Source organism: Nocardioides currus, from assembly GCF_003057875.1.
GTDB classification, from domain to species: Bacteria; Actinomycetota; Actinomycetes; order Propionibacteriales; family Nocardioidaceae; genus Nocardioides; species Nocardioides currus.
This window is the reverse complement of record NZ_PYXZ01000008.1, coordinates 108657-123859: the sequence shown is the minus strand read 5'-3', so window position 1 is coordinate 123859 and position 15203 is coordinate 108657. Positions and strand designations below refer to the sequence as shown.

Sequence of the window (15203 nt, the reverse complement as noted above, 5' to 3'; positions counted from 1 at the left end):
TGGGCGGGCAGCGGATCCGAGACGTTTCGATGGACAGGGAGTGTGCCGTGGCCGACAGGAAGGACCGCCCGGTCCTGAACGGACTGATCGCGCTGGTCGCCGTCGCCGCCGTGATCGGCGTGATCGGCGGGCTGGCCGCCCTCGTCGGCAGCAAGGTGCTCGGCCTCGACGGCGAGGCGGCGGCGTCCGCCCAGGACAGCGCCACGAGCGACGCCTCGCTCTACCTCCCGGAGCCGACGATCACCTCCGAGGCCGTGGAGCCGGAGGAGTCGGCGTCGCCGACCGCCGACGCCGTGAGCCCCCCGGCGAGCGAGAAGCCCGACACCGAGATCACCCTCGAGTCCGCCCAGTCCTCCGTGGCGCCCATGCAGCAGATCGACCTCACCGGCACCTACCCCGCGGGCGAGGGGGCCATCCTCCAGGTGCAGCGGTTCGAGGGCGGGTCGTGGCAGGACTTCCCGGTGACCATGTCCGTCAGCGACCAGGACTTCGCGACCTACGTGCAGACCAGCCAGCCGGGCGAGAACAAGTTCCGCGTCATCGACACCGACAAGGACCTGTTCTCCAACGAGGTCGTCGTCACCGTCGGCTGAGCCGACCGCCGGGCCGGCCGCTCCGCACGTCGAGGCGGCGGGTGTGGAAGCCGACCCACACGGTCCCGACCGCGGCCAGCGCGCCCATCGTGAGGCAGGCGGCCGCCAACGGCGCCGCGGCCGCCACCGCTCCGACGACGAGCGCGCCACCCGACCCGCCGATGTCGCCGCACAGCCGCCAGCCGCCGAGGAACTGGGCCCGCCCCTCGACCGGCGCCGTGTCCGCGCCGATGGTCATCACGATGCCTGCGCCGAGTCCGTTGCCGACGGCCATCAGCGCCATCACCGCGGCCACTCCGGCCGCGGAGGTCGCGAGCGGCAGGACGAGGCAGCCGACGGCGGTGGTCGCGACGACGGGTACGGCGACCACGAACCGCCCGTAGTTGTCCATCAGCCAGCCGCCGGGGAACGAGAAGGCGATGTCGACCGCGGCGGCCACGGCGAAGATCAGCGAGGTGGTGCTCGCCGAGAGCCCGACGTGCTCGGCCCACAGCGGGAGCAGCCCGATCCGCAGCGAGCGGCTGGCCGCGATGATCACCACGGCGACCCCGAGCGTGAGCAGCGTGCGGCGGTGCTCCACGAGGACGGACCACACCGACAGGTGGGTGGTCGTCGTGGCGCGGGCCTCGGAGCCGAAGTCGGGCATCGACCGGGCGAGCAGCGCGGAGCACAGCGACATCACGGACGCGAGCCAGAACACCCAGGTCAGGCCGCCGAGGTGGATGAGCGCGGCGCCGAGCAGCGGCCCGATCAGCACGCCGACGCGCATGCTGGCCCCGAGGCCCGACATCGCGCGGGCCCGCATCTCCAGCGGGACCGCGTCGATCATGAAGCCCTGGCGGGCCATCAGGAAGACCGTCCACGTCATCCCGCTGAGCACCACGGCCAGCCCGAGCGCGAGCACCGAGTCGGTCAGCGCTGCGAACGCCATCGCGACGGCGTCGAGGGAGCCGACGGTGGTGAGCGCGCGACGCTCACCGATCCGGGCGATCAGGGCGCCGGCGGGGAGCGAGGCGACCAGGCTGCCCAGCCCGAGAGCGGCCACGACCAGGGCGGCGACCGAGACGTCGGCACCGAGCTCGCGGGCCCGCAGGGCGAGGATGGGGAGCACGGCGCCGTGCCCGATCGCGTTGACGACGGTCGGTCCGTAGGCCGCCACGGCGATGTCACGGAGGCGGAAGTCGCTCGCCTCGATGCGCTCGCTTCCCCGGGACGTCACCGTGCCATTGTCAACGCAGGCTCCGCCGGTCGGTCCGCGGGTGCCTCGGCGGTCATCTGCTCGGGACGCGGCCGCGCCACGCGCTGCCCGAGCACCACGCCGCCGATGACGAGCAGCACGCCGAGCGCCTGCACGGTGCCGAACGCCTCGTGGGCGAACGCGACGCCCAGCGCCGTACCCACGACCGGGTTGACCAGGCCGATCAGCGACACCGCACCCGCGGGCATGGCACGCAGGCCGGTGAACCAGCAGACGTAGGCGAGCCCGGTGCCGACGACCGCGATCCACGCGTAGCCGAGCGCGGCCGACAGGTCCACCGCCGGAGGCGCGCCCTCGACCAGGAGGGCGACCGGGAGCAGGGCCAGGCCGCCGACGACCAGCTGCCAGGACACCAGCGTGATCATGTCGACCGGCGGGGTCCAGCGCTTGATCAGCACGAACCCGAGAGCGCTGACGAGCACCGACCCGACGGCCCCGGCCAGCCCGAGCACCGTCACGCCGTCGGGGCTCTTCAGCACGAGCAGCGTGACGCCGGCCAGGCCGATGAGTGCGGCGGCGACCCGGGCGAGGGCGGCACGCTCCCCGATCAGCAGCCAGGCCAGCCCCATCACGGCCAGCGGCGAGCTCGCCTGCACCGTGGCGGCGAGGCCGCCGGGGAGGTAGTAGGCCGCCACGAAGATGAGCGGGAAGAACATCCCGATGTTGAAGATCCCCAGCACCACCGCCTTCCACCACCAGTCGCCGGAGGGCAGCCGTCGCCGCCACGCGAGCAGGGCGAGGCCGACGGGGAGCGCGCGCACCAGCGCCGCGAACAGCGGACGGTCCGGCGGGAGGAACTTCTCGGTGACGATGTAGGTCGTGCCCCAGGCGGCGGGGGCGACCGCGGTCAGGAGGATGAGCCCGACGCGGCTGCGGAGAATAGTTTCCATGGAAGAGATAATATCTGCCGGAGAAGATATATTCCACCCATGAGCACCGACGACCATGTCGCTCGCATCCAGGAGCAGTGGGCCCGCGAGCGCCCCGACCTCGACACGAGCGCGATGGGGATCATCGGCCGGCTGCACCGGCTGGCCGACGCCCTGCACGCGGAGCTGCGCCCGGTCTTCGAGGAGGCCGGGCTGAGCGACGGCGACTTCGACGTGCTGGCCGCGCTCCGCCGGGCCGGGGACCCCTTCGCCCTCACGCCCGGTCAGCTGGCCGAGACCACGATGATCACCTCGGGCACCGTGACCAAGCGGGTGGACCGGCTGACCGCGGCGGGGTGGGTGACCCGCGAACGGGTCGAGCACGACGGGCGCGTGCGCCGCATCGCGCTCACGCCCGCCGGCCGTGATCTCGTCGACCGGGTCGTCGGCCTTCACTTCGCCAACGAGGAGCGGCTGCTCGCGGGGTTCTCCGACCTGGAGCGCACCCGGCTCACCCGCCTGCTGACGCAGTGGACGACGACCCTGGGGATCTGAGGATCAGTCGGGGATCCAGTCGAAGGTGTCGGGGTTGGGGCCCGTGCGACCCTCCTCGCCGCGATCGAGCTCGTCGAGGGCGCTCATGTTGGCGTCGGTGAGCTCGAAGTCGAAGATCTCGAAGTTCTGCTGCATCCGCTCGCGGTGCATCGACTTCGGGAAGATGATGTCGCCGCGCTGGAGGTGCCAGCGCAGTGTGACCTGGGCCGGCGAGCGGTCGTGCACGGAGGCGACCTCGCCGATGGTGTCGTCGTCGTTCACCGCGCCCTGCGCGATCGGCGACCACGCCTCGGTCAGTGCCCCGTGGCGGGCGTTGGCCGCCCGGGCCGCCTCGTTGGCGAAGAACGGGTGCACCTCGATCTGGTTGACCACCGGCACGACGCCCGTCTCGGTCACGATCCTGTCGAGGTGGTCGGGCTGGAAGTTCGAGACGCCGATCGACCGGGTCTTCCCGGCCTGCTGCGCCTCGATCAGTGCGCGCCAGGTCGAGACGAAGTCACCGTCGTAGCGGGTGGGCAGCGGCCAGTGGATGAGGAAGAGGTCGGTCTGATCCAGGCCGAGGCGCTCGAGCGACTCGTCGATCGCGCGCCGGGCGTCGTCGGGGCGGTGGAAGGTGTTGTTGAGCTTGGTGGTGACGTAGAGGTCGTCGCGGTCGAGCCCGGAGTCGGCGATCGCCCGGCCGACGCCCTCCTCGTTGCCGTACATCTGTGCCGTGTCGATGTGGCGGTAGCCGACCTCGAGCGCGGTGCGCACGGTGGCGGCCGTGTCCTCCGGTGGCACCTGGAAGACGCCGAAGCCGAGCTGGGGGATGGACGTGCCGTCGTGCAGGGTCAGGTTCGGAACAGTCATACAAGGGCCTACGCAGATCGGCCCCGGAGTATTCCCCCGGGGCCGATCCGGACGGCCTCAGCCCACCGTCACCGCGGTGTCGTCGACGACGAAGCTGGTCTGGAGCGAGGAGTCCTCGTTCTCCAGCAGCTTCACCGTGACCGCCTTGCCCTTGTAGGCGAGCAGGCTGTGCGTGAACTGGGCGTACGCCACGTTGGCGCCGACGTTGCTGAAGGTCTTCAGCGTGGTGGTGACGCCACCGACCACCACCTGCACCTTGAGGGTGTCGTAGGCGGTCGAGCCGGTCTCGGCGGTGTCCGTGCGGATCCAGTACGACAGGGTCGCCGTGGTGGCGCTGGCCGGGATCGTGATCGTCTGGGTCAGGTTCTCGCTCGAGGTGCGGCCGTTGCCACCGAGCCACGCCTTCCACGTCCCGCCGTGCGCCGGCTTCGAGGACGACGACGTGATCGCGCCGGTGGTGCCGCCCCACGAGGTGGCGCCCGACTCGAAGCCCGGGTTGGCGAGCAGGTTGCCCCCGGCGGGCGGCAGGGTGGTGCCGTAGTCGACGTCGACGTACTTCCAGAGCATGAACGCGATGGCGTCGATGTTGCGGTCGAGCGCGGTCGCGTTGACGTTGGCCGTGGTGTCGCACGCCGCGTGGTAGCAGGGGTCGAACGCGCGACCGGCCTGGCCTCCCCACTTGCTCGCCTGGGCCGAGGTCATCGTGCTCTCGGCGCCGGTGAAGGTGCCCGACGTCGGGATGCCGTAGCTGCGGAACGCCGCGTGGTCCGAGCGCCCCTGCACGTCGATGTACTCCCACGGCACGCCCTTCGACGTGAAGTAGGACGTGAGGTCGTCGCGGGCCCCGTTGCCGGCCGGGTTGTCGTCGTAGACGAAGTAGCCCGGGTTGGGCGAGCCGATCATGTCGAAGTTGAGGTAGAGCTCGATCTTGTCCTTCTCGGCCGTCGAGAGCGTGGACACGTAGTGCTTCGAGCCGAGCAGGCCGAGCTCCTCCGCGCCCCAGAAGCCGAAGCGCAGGTGGTTCTTCGGCGTGATCCCGCTGGCGGCGAAGGCGAGCGCGTTCTCCAGGATCCCGGCCGAGCCGGTGCCGTTGTCGTTGATGCCGGGGCCGACCGAGACCGAGTCGAGGTGCGCGCCGGTCATCACGACGTGGTTGGGGTCGCCGCCCGGCCAGTCGGCGACGAGGTTGTACGTCGTGCCGGCCGAGGTGGAGAACGTCTGGACCGTGGTGGTGTAGCCGGCGGCGTCGAGCTTGGCCTTCACGTAGTCGAGCGAGGCCTTGTAGCCGGGGCGGCCCGACGCGCGGTTGCCGCCGTTGGCGTTCGCGATCGTCTGGAGCTGGGCCAGGTGGGACTGCACGTTGGCCACGGAGATGTCGGGCGCGGCGGCGAGCGGTGCGGGCGCTGGTGCGGCCGCCTGGCTGGTGGGGGCGACGAGGGCGAGCGCGGCCACGACGGCGGCGGGCGCGAGGAGGGAACGCTTCACGTGGGTCTCCTGAGGTGGGGGAATGACTGTGCCCCCGGCGCGAGACGCGCCGGGGGCACAGGGGAGGGGGAGGTGCGTCAGCTCACGCTGACCGCGGTGTCATCGACGACGAAGCTCGTCTGGAGCGAGGAGTCCTCGTTCATCAGGAACTTCACCGTCACGGCCTTGCCCTTGTAGGCGAGCAGGCTGTGGGTGTTGAGGGTGTACGTCGCGTTGGTGCCGACGTTGCTGAAGGTCTTCAGCGTCGTGGTGACGCCACCGACGACCACCTGCACCTTCATCGTGTCGTAGACGGTCGAGCCGGTCTCCGCGGTGTCCGTGCGGATGTAGTACGACAGGTTCGCGGCCGTGGCCGTGGCCGGGATGGTGACCGTCTGCGTCAGGTTCTCCGACGAGGTGGCGCCGTTGCCGCCGAGCCACGCCTTGTAGGAGCCGGTGCGGGCCGGCCGGCCCGTGTTGGTGGTGATCACACCGGTGGTGCCGCCCCACGAGGCCGCACCCGACTCGAAGCCGGGGTTGAGCAGGATGTTGCCGCCGGTCGGCGGGGGCGTGGTGCCGCCACAGGTCGGGTCGGCCGACTGGGCCGGCAGGTTGACAGCGTTCCACGCGGCCTTGACCGCGTTGAACTGGGCGCAGGAGCTGTCGAGGTTCTTGGCGGCCTGCAGGGTCCAGGTGCGGTACTTGAGGTAGTTCGCGCCGCTGGTCTTCATCAGCATCGCGTTGTACATCACCTTCATGGCGTTCTGGATGCCGATGCCGGTCACGGCCTGGCCGTTGCACTTGGAGGCGCCGCCGTTGGCAAGCAGGTAGAACCAGTGGTCGCCGGGGCCGGCGGCCGCGTGGACCTCCGCGTTGGGGATCGAGCTGGAGTAGCAGACCGGGTCGCCGACGTTGCCCGGGTTGGACATGTCGCGGATCGGGCCCGAGCCGACGAGGTTGATCTCCTCGCCGATCGTGTAGTCGCCCGGGTCGGCCGGGTTGTTGGCGTAGAACTCGGTCGCCGTGCCGAACGTGTCGGCGACGAACTCCTGCGTGCCGCCGCCGGAGATGCCGCCCGGGGTCTTGTCGTCGATGCCGTGGCCGAACTCGTGGGCGACCACGTCCATGGCGCCGATCCACTCGTTGGTGCCCTGGCGGTGGCCGATCTGGACCTGCGTGCCGTCGTAGTAGGCGTTGACGTCGTTGAGGCCGACGCGTATCGGCACCCAGCCGCCCGAGCCGTTCATCCCGTTGCGGCCCAGCCAGCTGGAGAGCATGAGGCGCTCCTGCTCGGCGCTGTAGAAGGCGTCGACGCAGCCGGTCTCGCGGTTGGTGGCGACGCCGTTGCCCCAGGCGTTGTCCGTCCCGGTGAATGTCGCGTTGGTGGCGGAGTCCTGGCACTTGAGGGTGGTGGCGTTGGTGTTGGTCATCGAGTAGGAGGTGCCCGAGCCGGAGGTCGGGATGGTGACGTTGCCCTCCCAGGCGCCGGAACCGGTGCCCTGCACCACGTGCTCCTTCGAGCCGAGGACCGACCCGTCCTGCGCGTCGACGTAGACCGACTGGCGCGAGGGCTCGCCGGCGTCCTGGCCCGAGACCGTCGTCTCGTAGGCGAGGTGGCTGGTCGCGCCGTCCTGCCAGATGACGAGCGAGGTGGGCTCGACGTTCTCGACCGCGTCGACCTGCGATCGGGCGATCTCGATGGCCCGGTCCTGGGTGAGCGTCGGGGTGGTGGAGGCGACGTCGACCGGCGCGGACTGGGCGACCTCGGTGTTGAGGACCGCGCCGTCGGCGCCGGTGACGACGACGAAGTCGCCGCCGATCACGGGGAGGCCCTGGTGCAGGCGCTCGTAGGCCACGGCGACGGTGTCGTTGCCGCCGGCGAAGGTCGCCGACCGCACGAGCTTGTCACCCTGGGCCAGCTTGACCTTGCCTTCGTGCTTGGAGATCCACTGGGCCGCCTTGTCGTTCGCGGCCTGGAGGGAGCTGGGCTCCTTCTGGGCTGCGGTCGCCGGCGCGACCGAGGTCATCGGCACGGCCAACGTGGCGGCCGACAGGGCCAGCGCGGCCAGACCTGCCAGTCGTGGAGTGCTCGTCAGTGAGCGTGTCACGGGGGTTCCTCTCCTTCATGGCCGGATCTCGGCCACCCGATGTGCCTGTGGAGTGACAGGCGCATGCACAAAATGGCAACGGGAAGGGAATCGGTCTATGGAGTTGGACCTGCAGGAAGGTGCAATGCGCGAACTTGTAGGTTCACTGAGCGAGACCGGTGGTGCTGCTGGTGCCTGTGGGCGTCATCCTTCGGTGCCGCTCCGACGTGTGCGGGTCAGGCCGCCGAGGCCGCGGCCGCGAGCGCGGCCGCCACCTCGGGCGCGTGCTCGGGGGTGACGAGTCCCGCCGTCACGCGGATGTGGGGGGTGGTCGCGTCGGCCGGGAAGAACGGCGTCCCGCCGGCGCCGCGGATGCCTGCGGCCGCCAGCCGCAGGAGGGCCGCCCGCTCGTCGAGGACGGGCAGCCACAGGTTGATGCCGTCGGGCGTGCGGACCTCCAGCCCGAGCTCGCCCAGCCGTGAGGTCAGCTCGCGCTGGCGACCGAAGTACTGCCGGCGAGCCTCGGAGACCTCGTCCATCGACCGGGCCTGCGTGAGCAGGTCGTGCAGGATGGTCTGGACCATCCGCGAGGTCCAGCCGGGCCCGAGCATCCGCCGGGCGACGAGCGGGTCGACCATCTCGGCCGGCCCTCCGAGGGCGGCGATGCGCAGGTCGGGACCGTGGGACTTGGAGAAGCTGCGCACGTGCACGACGCGGTCGGGCAGGTGGGTGCCGAGCGACACGTCGGGGCTCGTGCTGATGGCCCCGGAGTGGTCGTCCTCGACGATCCACGGCACCGCGTGGGGCCGTCCGCCCAGCACCGAGGCCAGCCGTCCGGCGCGCTCGGGCGTCATCGAGACACCGGTGGGGTTGTGTGCGCGCGGTTGCAGGACCAGCGCGACCGGGCGCGAGTCGAGCGCGGCGCGCAGCGACTCGGGGCGCAGGCCGGAGCCGTCGACCTCGACGGGCACGATCTCCGCGCCGAGCGACTCGACGAGGTCGTAGAAGGGCGGGTAGCCCGGGGACTCCAGGGCCACGCGGTCGCCGAGCCGCACGCACTGCTCGAGCACCCGCGCGATCCCGTCGGTCGCCCCGTCCACCACGGTGACGACCTCGACGGGGTAGGGCCAGGTCTCCTGCAGCACCGAGCGCAGCTGCGGCAGCACCGGCTCGTCCTGGTAGACGCCGGTCCCGGCCCTGGCGGACACCCGCCCGAAGGCCGGGCCGAGGCTGGGCAGCAGCTCGGGATCGGGGGTGCCGCGGGAGAGGTCGAGGCGCAGCCCGTCGGGGCTGGCGCCGACGAGGCCGCGCTGGCGCGGGCTCAGCCACGCCCGCGGGGTCTCCCGCACGAAGGTGCCCGACCGTCCTCGCGAGACGACCACGCCCGTACGCCGCAGCGCCTGCCACGCAGCACTGACCGTCGCCGGGCTGACCCCGAGCTCGGCGGCCACCTCCCGCACGGTCGGCAGCCGGTCGCCGGGCGCGAGCTCACCCGCGCGGATCGCGCGCCCGAAGACGCCGGCGATGCCCTGCGGCGACCGGTCGCCCAGCGCGCCGAGATCGGGTGAGCGGATCACGATTTTTACCCCCACGAAAGGGATGGGAAATGTTCAAGCCGAAGGATAACGTTACCGCCACACGAATGTGACCCACATCACCTGGAGGACCGACGTGACGACCGTGCGAGCTGCGATCACCCAGACGACCTGGACCGGCGACAAGGACTCGATGCTGGACAAGCACGAGCAGTTCGCCCGGGACGCGAAGGCGCAGGGCGCCCAGGTCATCTGCTTCCAGGAGCTCTTCTACGGGCCCTACTTCGGGATCACTCAGGACCAGAAGTACTACCGCTTCGCCGAGCCGGTCGACGGCCCGATCGTCACCCGCTTCGCCGCCCTGGCCAAGGAGCTCGAGCTGGTGATGATTCTCCCCATCTACGAGGAGGAGCAGACCGGCGTCTACTACAACACCGCGGTCGTCGTGGACAGCGACGGCACCACCCTCGGCAGCTACCGCAAGCACCACATCCCGCACCTCGACCGGTTCTGGGAGAAGTTCTACTTCCGCCCCGGCAACCTCGGCTATCCCGTCTTCGACACCGCGGTCGGCAAGGTCGGCGTCTACATCTGCTACGACCGGCACTTCCCCGAGGGCTGGCGCGAGCTCGGACTCGCCGGCGCCCACATGGTGTTCAACCCCAACGCCACCAAGCCCGGTCTCTCCAACCGGCTGTGGGAGGTCGAGGGCCCGTGCGCGGCGGTGGCCAACGGCTACTTCGTGCTCCAGCCCAACCGGGTCGGTCGTGAGGACAACGAGTACGGCGACGACGCGGTCGACTTCTACGGCACCAGCCAGGTCATCGACCCCCGCGGCAACTTCGTCGGCGAGCGCGGGTCCGCGGAGTCCGAGGAGCTGATGATCCGCGACATCGACCTCGACATGGTGCGGCAGATGCGCGACGACTGGCAGTTCTACCGCGACCGCCGGCCCGACTCCTACACCCAGATCGCGCAGGCCTGACGTGGGCACGCTGCTGGTCCGCGGCGGGACGGTCGTCAGCGCCTCCGGCCGCACCGAGGCAGACGTGCTGGTCGACGGCGAGCGCATCGTCGCCGTACTCCAACCGGGCTCGACGCTGCTCGGCCACGACCTCGCGTCCTCCGTCGACACCGTCGTCGACGCGACGGGCAAGTACGTCATCCCGGGCGGCATCGACGCCCACACGCACATGGAGCTGCCCTTCGGCGGCACCAACGCCAGCGACACCTTCGAGACGGGCACCACCGCCGCGGCGTGGGGAGGCACCACCTCGATCATCGACTTCGCCGTCCAGAAGACCGGCGAGGCGGTCGAGACCGGGCTGGCGGCCTGGCACGAGAAGGCCGGGGGCAACTGCGCCGTCGACTACGGCTTCCACCAGATCATCGGTGGCGTCGACGAGCAGTCGCTGAAGGCCATGGAGACGTTGGTGGACGAGGGGATCACCAGCTACAAGCTCTTCATGGCCTACCCCGGCGTCTTCTACTCCGACGACGCGCAGATCCTCAAGGCGATGCAGAAGGCCGCCGACCTCGGCCTGATGACGATGATGCACGCCGAGAACGGCCCCGCCATCGACGTGCTCGCCGAGCAGCTCTACAACCAGGGGAAGACCACCCCCTACTTCCACGGCATCGCCCGGGCCTGGCAGCTCGAGGAGGAGGCCACGCACCGCGCGATCATGCTGGCCGACCTGACCGGCGCCCCGCTCTACGTCGTCCACGTGAGCGCCAAGCAGGCCGTCGAGCAGCTCGCGGCGGCCCGCGACCGCGGCAAGAACGTGTTCGGCGAGACCTGCCCGCAGTACCTCTACCTCTCCCTCGAGGAGCAGCTCGGCGCGACCGGCGACCCGACGTGGGGCGACTTCGAGGGCGCCAAGTGGGTCTGCTCCACGCCGCTGCGCTCGCGGGCGGAGGGACACCAGGACGCGATGTGGCAGGGCCTGCGCACCAACGACCTCCAGATGGTCTCCACCGACCACTGCCCCTTCTGCATGAAGGACCAGAAGGAGCTCGGCCGGGGTGACTTCCGCGCGATCCCCAACGGCATCGGCTCCATCGAGCACCGGATGGACCTGCTCTACCAGGGCGTCGTCACCGGCGAGATCACCCTCGAGCGCTGGGTCGAGCTGACCTCGACGACGCCGGCACGGATGTTCGGGCTGTACGGCACCAAGGGCGTGATCGCCCCGGGCGCGGACGCCGACATCGTGGTCTACGACCCGGCCGGCCACACGTCGATCGGCCTCGAGAAGACACACCACATGAACATGGACCACTCCGCCTGGGAGGGCTTCGAGATCGACGGCCACGTCGACGTCGTCATCTCCCGCGGCGACGTCCTCGTCTCCGACGGCGCCTTCCACGGCCGCGCCGGCCACGGCCGCTTCCTCAAGCGCGGCCTGACCCAGTACCTCACCTGAGAGGCATCACCCATGGACTTCGGTGTCGTCCTGCAGACGAACCCACCCGCTTGGCGGACCGTCGGCCTCGCCAAGCAGGCCGAGGAGCACGGCTTCGACTACGTCTGGACCTTTGACTCCCACCTGCTGTGGCAGGAGCCCTACGTCATCTACTCCGCGATCCTCGCCGAGACGCACCGCGTGATCGTCGGGCCGATGGTCACCAACCCCGCTACGCGCGACTGGACGGTGACCGCGTCGGTCTTCGCGACGCTCAACGAGATGTACGGCAACCGCACGGTCTGCGGCATCGGGCGTGGCGACTCCGCGGTCCGCGTGCTCAACGGCAAGCCCACCACGCTCCAGGAGGTGCGCGAGGCGACGCACGTGATCCGCGAGCTGGCCAGCTGCCGGCCCGTCGAGGTCAACGGCACGACCCTGCAGTTCCCGTGGGCGCGGACCTCCGAGCTGGAGGTGTGGATCGCGGCGTACGGACCGCTCGCGCTGAAGGCGACCGGCGAGGTGGGCGACGGATTCATCCTCCAGCTCGCCGACGTGGACATCGCGACCTGGATGATCGCCGCCGTCCGCGACGCCGCGGAGAAGGCCGGCCGTGACCCCGACGCCATCACCTTCTGCGTCGCGGCGCCGATGTACGTCGGCGACGACACCCCCGAGTCATGGGCGCACATGCGCGAGCAGTGCCGCTGGTTCGGCGGGATGGTCGGCAACCACGTCGCCGACATCGTCGCGAAGTACGGCGACAGCGGGGACATCCCCCAGGCCCTCACCGACTACATCAAGGGCCGTGAGGGCTACGACTACAACGAGCACGGCCGGGCCGGCAACACGCACGCCGAGTTCGTGCCCGACGACATCGTCGACCGCTTCTGCGTGCTCGGCACGCCCGAGGACCACATCGCCAAGCTGCAGGCGCTCCGCGACATCGGGGTGCACCAGTTCGCGGGCTACCTCCAGCACGACAACAAGGAGGAGACGCTGCGGGTCTACGGCGAGACGATCATCCCCGAGCTGCGCGACCACGTGGTCGCGAAGGCGTGACGCCGATGCGTCGGAGCCTGCGTGCGGTCCTGCTCGGCGTCCTCGGCGTCGCGCTGGTCGCCGCGCTCTGGGACCTCTACAAGGCGTTCGGGCCCGAGGACGGGGTCCTCGTCGGGGAGCGCACGCTGGTCCTGCCGCGCGCGACCGACCTCGCGATGCCGCACACCTGGGAGATGGTGCAGCGCCTCTTCGAGCCGGCGACCGGCCTGCCCGGAGCGCCGACGGCGTTGGGTGCGGTGGTCGACGCGGCCGGGTTCACGCTCGGGATCGCGGCCCGCGGCTGGCTGGTCGGGGTCACGGTCGGCCTGCTGCTGGCGCTGCTGATGACGCGGTTCAAGACGGCCGAGTCCGGCCTGCTGCCGTGGGTGGTGCTGAGCCAGACCGTCCCCCTGATCGCGATCGCTCCGCTCGTACGCCGCTGGGGCGCCCAGGTCGAGATCGGCTCGTTCTCCTGGGAGAACGAGCACTCGGTGGCCCTGATCGCGGCCTACCTCGCGTTCTTCCCGGTCTCCATCGGCGCGCTGCGCGGCCTGAAGTCGCCGGCCCGCACCCACCTCGAGCTGATGCACGCCTACGGCGTCGGCTGGTGGCGCACGCTGCTCACGCTCCGGCTGCCGGCCAGTGTCCCGTTCCTGCTGCCCGCGCTGCGGCTCGCCGCGGCCAGCGCCGTCATCGGCTCGGTCGTCGCGGAGGTCTCGATCGGGCTGCGCGGCGGGATCGGCCGGATGGTCGTCGAGTACGCCCAGTCGGCCGGCGGCGACCCCGCCAAGGCCTGGGCGCCGATCTTCGGCGCGGTGGCGGTGGGCCTCGTGGCCGCCGGCGCCGTTGGCCTGCTCACCCTCGCCCTCAAGCCCTTCCGACTGACGGAGACCAGCTGATGACCCCCGCATCCACGGCCGCCATCGAGGTCACCGGCGTCGACCGCATCTTCCGCCGCCGGCGCGACGAGGTGGTCGCCCTGCGCGACGTCAGCGTGAGCGTCGCCGCCGGTGAGTTCGTCTCGCTGATCGGGCCGAGCGGGTGCGGCAAGAGCACCCTGCTGCGCCTCGTCGCCGACCTCGACACCCCCACCGCCGGCAGCATCTCGGTGTTCGGCAAGACCCCGCGCCAGGCCCGCCGCGACCAGGACTACGGCATCGCGTTCCAGCAGGCCGGTCTGCTGCCGTGGCGGACCGTCGCCTCCAACATCGAGCTGCCGCTCAAGCTCCACGGCGTCGGCTCGGCCGAGCGCAGGGCCCGTTCCGACGAGCTGCTCGAGCTCGTCGGCCTCGAGGACTTCGGCAAGCACCACCCCGACCAGCTCTCCGGCGGCATGCAGCAGCGCGTCGCGATCGCCCGGGCGCTGGCCGAGAGCCCGCGCCTGCTGCTGATGGACGAGCCGTTCGGCGCGCTCGACGAGATCACCCGCGAGCGGATGCAGAACGAGCTCGTCCGGATCTGTCGAGACACCGGCGCGGCCGTGCTGTTCGTGACGCACTCGATCCCCGAGGCGGTCTTCCTCTCCGACCGGGTCGTGGTGATGTCCCCCCGGCCCGGGCGCATCGTCGACATCGTCACCGCGGGCGGGGCCGGCCTCGGCAGCTCGCACGAGCGCACCGACGAGGTGCGCGACGCGGCGGAGTTCTTCCACACCGTGGCGGCCGTCCGCGAGCACCTGCACGGGTCGCCCGTCGCCGGGGTGCGGGGGGTGGAGAGCCGATGAGCGCCGCCGTCACCACCGCCGTCGCCGAGGCGACGCGGCCGAGGCTGCGCCTGCGCGACCTGCGGCTCGGGACGGTCCTGGCCCCACTCGTCGTCGGGGTGGTCTTCCTCGGCGGCTGGCAGCTCCTGGTCGACGGCCTCGGGATCGACCCCTACATCGTGCCGGCGCCCAGCGCGATCTGGGACCAGGTCGTCGCCGGTTGGTCCAACATCGTGGACGGGATGCAGGTCACGGGTCGCAACGCCCTGATCGGGATGCTGGTCGGAGGGGTGATCGGCGTGCTCGGCGCGATCCTCGCCAGTCTCTCGAAGGTGGTCGACCAGATGGCGGTGCCCATCGTCTCGGCCCTCTCGGTGGTGCCGATCGTCGCGCTCGCGCCCGTGCTCTACACGATGTTCGGCGCGGCCGTCGACACCGGAAGGATCGTCGTCGCCGCCCTCGCGGTCTCGATCCCGGTCTACTTCAACACCCTGCGCGGCCTGCGCCAGGTGTCGACCGTCCATCGCGAGCTCATGTCGGCGTACGCCGCGACACCGACCCAGGTGATCCGCACCGTCACGCTGCCGACCGCGACGCCGTACGTCTTCACCGGACTGCGCATCGCCTCCTCGCTGGCGGTGATCTCGGCGCTGATCGCGGAGTACTTCGGCGGCCCCGTCGGCGGGCTCGGCAAGGCGATCACCTCCGCCGCGGCGAGCAGCAACTACCCCCTCGCCTGGGCCTACGTCACCGGCTCGATCGTGCTCGGGCTCGCCTTCTACGTCGTCACCCTCCTGGTCGAGCTCTGGTTCGCCCGGCACACACCACCCACCCCCTGAGGAGCA

General features: G+C 71.0%; 14 protein-coding genes. 8 read left to right on the top strand and 6 right to left on the bottom strand.

The genetic code is table 11. From position 1 onward, the window contains the following. Positions 1-47: 47 nt before the first annotated feature. Entirely contained in the window at positions 48-593 is a 546-nt protein-coding gene (locus C7S10_RS17260; RefSeq protein ID WP_108345681.1) for a hypothetical protein, read from the top strand. Here C7S10_RS17260 and C7S10_RS17255 read toward each other — a convergent pair. Both C7S10_RS17255 and C7S10_RS17250 read right to left on the bottom strand, forming a co-directional pair. Beyond that, positions 580-1812: an MFS transporter gene (locus C7S10_RS17255; protein WP_108345680.1), complete on the bottom strand. Its 1233-nt coding sequence runs from the start codon at positions 1810-1812 to the stop codon at positions 580-582. The two genes, C7S10_RS17260 and C7S10_RS17255, sit on opposite strands and share 14 nt — an antisense overlap. Beyond that, on the bottom strand, positions 1809-2741 hold the full coding sequence (locus C7S10_RS17250) for an EamA family transporter (protein WP_108345679.1): 933 nt from the start codon (positions 2739-2741) through the stop codon (positions 1809-1811). The genes C7S10_RS17255 and C7S10_RS17250 overlap by 4 nt, the downstream gene beginning before the upstream one ends. Positions 2742-2780: 39 nt before the next feature. Between C7S10_RS17250 and C7S10_RS17245 the strand changes: the two genes are divergently transcribed. After that, positions 2781-3275, top strand: a complete 495-nt coding sequence (locus tag C7S10_RS17245) for a MarR family winged helix-turn-helix transcriptional regulator (RefSeq protein WP_108345678.1) — start codon at positions 2781-2783, stop codon at positions 3273-3275. Between the two features lie 3 nt (positions 3276-3278). Here C7S10_RS17245 and C7S10_RS17240 read toward each other — a convergent pair whose 3' ends face one another. The 4 genes from C7S10_RS17240 to C7S10_RS17225 all read right to left on the bottom strand — a co-directional run bounded on the left by C7S10_RS17240 (position 3279) and on the right by C7S10_RS17225 (position 9252). Beyond that, positions 3279-4124: an aldo/keto reductase gene (locus tag C7S10_RS17240; protein WP_108345677.1), complete on the bottom strand. Its 846-nt coding sequence runs from the start codon at positions 4122-4124 to the stop codon at positions 3279-3281. A gap of 57 nt (positions 4125-4181) precedes the next feature. Further along, positions 4182-5609 carry a M28 family metallopeptidase gene (locus tag C7S10_RS17235; RefSeq protein WP_108345676.1) on the bottom strand — a complete coding sequence of 476 codons (1428 nt, stop codon included), beginning with the start codon at positions 5607-5609 and terminating at the stop codon, positions 4182-4184. A gap of 77 nt (positions 5610-5686) precedes the next feature. Continuing rightward, positions 5687-7696, bottom strand: coding sequence for a M4 family metallopeptidase (locus C7S10_RS17230; RefSeq protein WP_243395446.1), 2010 nt, complete (start codon positions 7694-7696; stop codon positions 5687-5689). 215 nt (positions 7697-7911) lie between these two features. Then, on the bottom strand, positions 7912-9252 hold the full coding sequence (locus C7S10_RS17225; RefSeq protein ID WP_207769435.1) for an aminotransferase class I/II-fold pyridoxal phosphate-dependent enzyme: 1341 nt from the start codon (positions 9250-9252) through the stop codon (positions 7912-7914). A 94-nt stretch (positions 9253-9346) separates the two neighbouring features. On the opposite strand from C7S10_RS17225, the gene C7S10_RS17220 reads away from it, so the two are divergent. The 6 genes from C7S10_RS17220 to C7S10_RS17195 are packed head-to-tail and all read left to right on the top strand — an operon-like array spanning position 9347 to position 15197. Further along, the gene (locus C7S10_RS17220) at positions 9347-10195 is read left to right on the top strand and encodes a nitrilase-related carbon-nitrogen hydrolase (RefSeq protein ID WP_108345769.1); all 849 of its coding nucleotides are present in this window, start codon (positions 9347-9349) and stop codon (positions 10193-10195) included. A gap of 1 nt (position 10196) precedes the next feature. Continuing rightward, positions 10197-11636: a dihydropyrimidinase gene (hydA, locus tag C7S10_RS17215; protein WP_108345674.1), complete on the top strand. Its 1440-nt coding sequence runs from the start codon at positions 10197-10199 to the stop codon at positions 11634-11636. A gap of 12 nt (positions 11637-11648) precedes the next feature. After that, positions 11649-12677 (top strand): TIGR03842 family LLM class F420-dependent oxidoreductase, encoded by a 1029-nt coding sequence (locus tag C7S10_RS17210; protein WP_108345673.1) that lies wholly within the window; start codon positions 11649-11651, stop codon positions 12675-12677. A 5-nt stretch (positions 12678-12682) separates the two neighbouring features. Further along, a complete protein-coding gene (locus tag C7S10_RS17205) occupies positions 12683-13555 on the top strand; it encodes an ABC transporter permease (protein WP_108345768.1) in 873 nt (290 codons plus the stop codon). Beyond that, a complete protein-coding gene (locus C7S10_RS17200; RefSeq protein WP_108345672.1) occupies positions 13555-14379 on the top strand; it encodes an ABC transporter ATP-binding protein in 825 nt (274 codons plus the stop codon). Before C7S10_RS17205 ends, C7S10_RS17200 begins: the two co-directional genes overlap by 1 nt. Next, on the top strand, positions 14376-15197 hold the full coding sequence (locus C7S10_RS17195) for an ABC transporter permease (RefSeq protein WP_108345671.1): 822 nt from the start codon (positions 14376-14378) through the stop codon (positions 15195-15197). The genes C7S10_RS17200 and C7S10_RS17195 overlap by 4 nt, the downstream gene beginning before the upstream one ends. The last annotated feature ends 6 nt before the right edge of the window (positions 15198-15203 follow it).